This window comes from Nocardia vinacea NBRC 16497 (assembly GCF_000308835.1).
GTDB lineage: Bacteria > Actinomycetota > Actinomycetes > Mycobacteriales > Mycobacteriaceae > Nocardia > Nocardia vinacea.
This window is the reverse complement of record NZ_BAGN01000396.1, coordinates 25,922-31,921: the sequence shown is the minus strand read 5'-3', so window position 1 is coordinate 31,921 and position 6,000 is coordinate 25,922. Positions and strand designations below refer to the sequence as shown.

Below are 6,000 nucleotides of genomic sequence, written 5' to 3'. Positions count from 1 at the left end.
GACCGGAACGGACACCTCGTCGGTGCTGGAAGGCGGCGCCGCGTCTTGGACATTCGAATCGGCGTGCGCTGCGCCGCCGGCGATCGCAAGGGCGACGGCGGTCAGCGCCGTGACCGCAAGGGCCTGAGTGGTGTGCGTCATTGCAGAACTCTTTTCGCGGTGGATCGGTTAGCGGTTGTCGGTGTTCAGCGGCGCGGCGATCAGGCCCTGTGCGTGCAGCCGGTTGTATTGCTGGCCTGCGGCGTCGGCGAGAGCCGGGAAGCCGGTGATCGCCCCAGCGAAGATGCCGCCCAGGCCGCCGAGGGTCGTCCCGCCGAGGATGCAGCCGCCGACGACGCCCACCGGGGTCAACATGCCGGCGGAAACCAAGGCCGTCAGAGTGCCGCCGGTGAGCGCGCCCAGTGGGCAGCCGATGACGACGCCGATGGCGGTACCGACCAAGCTGCCGTCATGGTTGGCGTTGGAGAACGCGCCTGCCATCGCGCCTATCGCCTGGTCGTACTCGGCTTGCGGATCGACCTGCGCCGGAACCGGATTCGGGTCCGCGGCACTGATGTCGGGAACGGCGCGGCCGGGGTCACCGATGGCCGACTGCGTCACCGACGCCGGAGCCTCGACGGGCGCGGCCGAGGCGATACTTACCGCACTTGCAGTGGTGAGCACGGCCAACGTGGCGATCGCCGTGATTCGGGAGATGCTGTGCATAACTCCTCATCTCTTTCTTTCTGATCCCGGTCCGATACGACCGCGAAGATTCTCGATTCCCCCCCCGAATGAGCTGCTGCCGACGGGTTTTCGCCGAAGCGCCGCAGCCTCAGCGGATCAAGCGCCCATGAGGAGCGGGACTTCTAGCCGCTCGCGAAGGTCCTCGACCGAAGTCCCGAAGGTCTGGAGAACGCGGAGCCCATGGGGCGTGATGTCGAACAGCGCATACTTGCGGCGTCGTTGACCACCGAGGCCCGCGACGATCAGCAGTGCGCCTACTTGCGGCGGACGCGGCAGTTCCGGGGTGTCGTCGCGATGGCCGAGCTGGGTCACGTGTCACGGAACTGGCAACCCGGGCTTGGGTGTCGAACGCGACGAGATGCTGGAAGTCCTGGCTGAGAGTTGGTTCGCGCGATCGGGCACCACTGAACGCGCCTACATCGACCCGCTCCCTCGGACTCCCCGGGTGACGCGCGGTCAAAGCCTCGCTGCGCCGAGGTCGGTGCCCTTGTCATCGGAGTACCCGCGCCGGCGGGTCTGTGGTCGTCGGAGCCCCGCTCCTTCGGGCCGTTCGTACCCGCACCGGGATGCTCTCCCACGCACGGAGGGTGTTGTTATGGTGCCGTTTCGTCGGACCGGTGAGTTCGATGGTCTGCGCTCGCTCGGCCAAGGCGGTGAGTAGAGCTTCGGCTTCGAGCCGCGCCACATGCTGGCCGACGCACTGATGGAGACCCATTCCGAAGCCGACATGGCCCGAAGGGTCGCGGGTCAGGTCGAAGGAGTCGGGACTGGCCCAGCGCCGGGGGTCGCGGTTGGCGGCGCCGAGGAACATCAGTATCTTGTGCCCGTCCGGGACGATGTGGTCGCCGACCCGGATATCGGTTGTTGCGGTGCGGAAAAAGGTTTGAACAGGCGATTCCCATCGAACCGCCTCGTCGAAGGCGGCGCGGATCGAAGCTGGTTCGTGCCGCAACCGCAGCCACTGGTCGGGGTGGCTGGCGAGGGCGTACAGGACGGCGGAGAGGCCGTGCACTGTGGTGTCGACACCCGCCGACAACAGTGAGCGTACGACGAGGGGCGCTTGCTCGTGGGTGATGTCTCCGCGGTCGGCGGCGGCCCAGATATGTGCACCGAATCCGTTGTCGGTGAGGGCATCACGGGCGCACTGGCCGCTGACCCAGGCAGAGAGTTCACCTACATGTGGGCTCCCTTCCGCGACCAGATCATTCTGGGGGCCGAATGCGTTGAACAGATGGTCGCCATATGGGAGCAGGTTTTCGCGACCCGTCTTGGGGATACCGACCGCATCGGGGAAGACGCGGAGTGGAAAGGCGGCGGCCAGGGATGGGACAGCGTCGAATTCGTCTCCGTCCATGAGTAGGTGATCGACGAGCTCCTCGGCGTCGGTCAGCCACTGTCTCCGCAGCTTGTGCAGGGATCTCGGGCCGAGCACCTTGCTCAGCACCCGCCGGGGCGCGTCATGCCTGGGTGGGTCGGCTTCCAGGAGCAGACTTGGTGGCCGCCAAGGCTTTTCGAAGCGGAAGTTGGACAGGCCGACACCGGCAGCGGACTGGAATCCTTGCCAATCGACGAGCGCGGCATGTACCTGCTCGTACCTGGCAAAGGTGTAGATGTCGTACTTCGGGAGATATACAACCGGACCGGCGTCCCGGAGTGCGGTGTGCAGCGGCTGGGGGTTTTCCAATACGTCGTGGCTGAAAGGGTCGGTGTCGTTGGTGGGTGTTGTGGACCCGAGGGTCGTTGACATGTTCGGAGCCTTCGTGGGGGTATCAGAGATCGAGGATGAGATAGTCACTGCGCGAACGTGATACGCAGATGAACATGCAGTCGCCTGCTGCACGCTCGTAGTCCTCCAGCACCGCGTCCCGATGGTCCGGGTGTCCGGACAGGACTGTTGTTTCGCAGGTCCCGCAGGTGCCTTGTCGGCAGGAGGACAGTACGTCGACACCGACGGTGCGGACGGCGTCCAGAATCGTTTGGTCGGGCGTGACGCGGACGGTGCGGCCGGTGCGGGCGAGTTCGACCCGAAACGCGGTCTTCGGCGCGGGTTCGCTGGTCTGTCCGGTGAAGCGTTCGACTCGTAGCGTGAATGGCGGCCACGCGGTGCAGGTTTCCGCTATGGCGGCCAGCAGCGGTGCAGGACCGCAGGAGTAGATCCGGACGCCGGGACGTGGTGCTCCGAGGAATCCGGTCAGGTCGAGCAATCCGCATTCATCTTGTGGAACCACCTGTATGCGATCGCCGAAGCGAGCCAACCCGTCTAGGAATGCCATGGAAGCGCGGCTGCGGCCGCCGTAGAGCAGTCGCCAGTCGGCGCCCAGCATTTCGGCCTGTTCGATCATCGGGAGGATGGGGGTGATCCCGATTCCGCCTGCGACGAACAGATATTGGTCCGACGGCACCATGGCGAAGTTGTTGCGCGGACCGCCCACGCCGACGACATCCCCGACTTCGAGTTCTTCATGAATGAATGCAGATCCGCCGCGACCGTCCTGTTCGCGCAGTACGCCGATGCGATAGGTGTAGGGATCCCACCGGTCCCCGCATAGCGAGTATTGACGGGTCATGCCGTTCGGAAGAGCAAGATCGATGTGCGAGCCAGGTGTCCAGTCCGGCAATCTTTTTCGATGCGCCGCTGCCAGCTCCAGTGCGATGACGTTGGTCGCCACAAGACGTTTATCGGTGACGCAGACCTCAGCGACCTCGCTCGGCGCCGAAATGTGCTGAATATCGGCTGGTGTCGGCGTGTTCATCGGATGGACCTCCTCGTCAAAGGAAGCGTGACGTGATGACACCCCGGCGGTGAAGTGTTCTCTCAATGGATGAGAGCCCGGCCTATCTCCGTACGGTCATATTGTTTTTCGGCGTAGCAGCTGGTGGATTGCGAAAGCCGGGGACGCAGGCTTACCGGCTGAAGTCCATATCGGACGTGCTGAGCATCCGGGAGATCCCGCGTGCCGCCGCCTGCATCGCCGGAATGACTGTTCGGGCTTCGTCGTCGTTGGGCACTACTACCGACAAAGCCGCCACGACCTGCCCGCCGCCGGTGCACAGCGGCACCGCCAAACCAGTTGCGCGCTCGTCTAAGAACCCGGGGCAACACGCGACCCGGGTGCGTCGGATCTCGCTCAGCAGCACCCGCAATGCTCGGGGGTCGGTGATTGTTTTCGTGGTGCATCGACGCAGCGGTCCGGTGAGCACTGCCTCCTGTACCTGTGCTGGTGCGTGCGCCAGCAATACCAGTCCGCTCGACGAAACGTGAAGCGGTAATCGACCGGCGATGCGACTGATGTTGTACACCGCGCCCGGCGTGGACAACCGCTCGAGTACCAGGACTTCGCGATCGTGCAGCACTGACAGCTGGACGTGTTGACCTGTGATTGCGTGGAGATCCTCCATGAAGGGCATCGCCGCCTGCCTCAGGCCGACTGCCGGCGCGGCGCGAGACGCCAATTCCCACAACCGCATTCCGATGTGGAGCCGTCGCTGTTCATCACGGTGCAGTAGTCCCTGGGCGATCATTTCGTTGGCCAGCCGCGACACCGTCGGCAACGGCAGGCCGCTGGCCCGGGCCAGGTCCGACACAGTTATCGCCGGTGTGTCGGGATCGAACTGCTCCAGAATCCGCAGCACGCGCGACAGCACAGACTCGCCGTTGGAAACACGTGCCATCTACGGCTCCTTCCTCATCGGAGGAGCATCAACGTACACCCATGTGACCAGGCAGTCATGGAGTCTGCATTCTCGGACAGCCTGGATGGCGACAACGTCTCGAACCGGCAGTGTTCCTCGGTTTCGACAAGTTTCTTGGTCGGTCCCAAACCCGGTGCGGTGCAATCAGGCCGCGAAGAACGATTCCCATGCGTGGTGCGATCCGAGGCTTTGCCAAAGTGGTCCGACGAGGTGTTTTACAGTGGCTCGGGGGTCGTTGATCAAGTCGACTGGTCGACGCTTCAGTGGCTCGTTCATAGGCAGGTTCGGAGTACGGCGCGGTGTTGCTGGCGAAGATGTCGTTACTGAGCTTGAACGATTTAGCGCCGCGCAGTCCTGTGAGCAGCAGGCCGAACCGCCATGAACCGGTAAAGCCGAACGACTGGGAGACGGCGGCGGTGAGGCGCACAGAAGTTTCGTGTGCCCGAGGATCAACGTCTCGAACACGACCTCGGCCGGCGGAGGTGTTGGGACGACGGGGCGGGTCCATGAACAGACGCCACGTTCCGAGGCAAGGAACAGCCTGCCGTTCTCCTTGAACTCGATCTGGGCCGTCCCAACCTCGGCCGTCGTACGTGCCAGCGGTGACCGCGACACCGTGCGCGCGGCGGCCGAAACCAGGGCTTTCGACCAGGTTTGGGGCGAATGCCTTGTGGTCCGGCAACGCAACAGGCTGGACCAGATCGAGAACGATGGCTTGCCAACGGCGTCGACGAGTACAGCTCCAGCAGGGCGCTGGTACCGGTGACGATCAAGCCATCCTGCACGAACCGGCCGCACGAACCGGCCGCGGTTCGGCGGCTCGGTGTCGATCCAGCTGGAGGAATCCGCAGGAGTCTACGGCCGGAACGCCCGTCTGTGTCGCCCGTGACCCATGCTCGTCACCGGATGGCATTCGGGAACAGGAGACGAGCGAATTCAGCTCCGGTCAGCCGTATTCGACCGCTGCGGTGGTGGCGCGGAGTTGGCGGACACGTTCCGTGCGCAGGGCAAACCAGGATGCAGATGCGAGTGACTGGCGACACGGCCATGCCGGAACCGCCCGTGTGGCCGAGGGAGTGCGAGGGATCGCTCGTGCACGCGTCCGTCTCAGTTGTGCCGCTGCCTTGTGTGAGAGGGGGAGCGACCTTCTACTCGCACACGCGGAGGCGTCACCGATGACGGAACTGTGTGCTGCCAGCGGCTTCGCTGTCGCAGCTGGGCCACGTCAGAAGGCTCGAGGGAGAGAGGGACGTGCGCGAGGAGGTGGTCGAACCCGTATTTGCGTCAGATTTGACGCAAATCCGTGTTCAAGTGGTGCGCGAGAGGGGAATCGATCACACGGAGGCAACAATATTGGTGCAGATGTGTGCACGAGTAGCTTCTATTGTGCGTAGCGAGAATGTAGCACAGAATGCATGATCATGTTGTGTGTCTTGTATTATTTTGAGCTGCAATGCTTTTCGGTATTTCATTGTGGGTAGCTGAGTGGGAGAGGGGGCGTCGGGTTCTGTCGGTTGGTTTCGGGTGTGTTGTCTGATTCCAAATGTGTCGTGGTCGCGGTGGAGTCGTTGGTCAGGGGCT

The 6,000-nt window shown here is 63.7% G+C and carries 5 protein-coding genes; all 5 read right to left on the bottom strand.

Annotated features, from left to right (window positions below; genetic code table 11):
- Positions 1-168: 168 nt before the first annotated feature.
- The 5 genes from ON44_RS36845 to ON44_RS36825 all read right to left on the bottom strand — a co-directional run bounded on the left by ON44_RS36845 (position 169) and on the right by ON44_RS36825 (position 4,398).
- Complete coding sequence (locus ON44_RS36845) at positions 169-705, bottom strand: hypothetical protein (protein WP_040699134.1); 537 nt, start codon at positions 703-705, stop codon at positions 169-171.
- Positions 706-822: 117 nt separating this feature from the next.
- Positions 823-1,038, bottom strand: a complete 216-nt coding sequence (locus tag ON44_RS36840) for a hypothetical protein (protein WP_040699132.1) — start codon at positions 1,036-1,038, stop codon at positions 823-825.
- Positions 1,039-1,216: 178 nt separating this feature from the next.
- Entirely contained in the window at positions 1,217-2,473 is a 1,257-nt protein-coding gene (locus ON44_RS36835; protein WP_051182860.1) for a cytochrome P450, read from the bottom strand.
- Positions 2,474-2,495: 22 nt separating this feature from the next.
- On the bottom strand, positions 2,496-3,479 hold the full coding sequence (locus tag ON44_RS36830) for a PDR/VanB family oxidoreductase (RefSeq protein ID WP_051182859.1): 984 nt from the start codon (positions 3,477-3,479) through the stop codon (positions 2,496-2,498).
- A gap of 151 nt (positions 3,480-3,630) precedes the next feature.
- A complete protein-coding gene (locus ON44_RS36825; protein WP_040699131.1) occupies positions 3,631-4,398 on the bottom strand; it encodes an IclR family transcriptional regulator in 768 nt (255 codons plus the stop codon).
- Positions 4,399-6,000 lie beyond the last annotated feature (1,602 nt).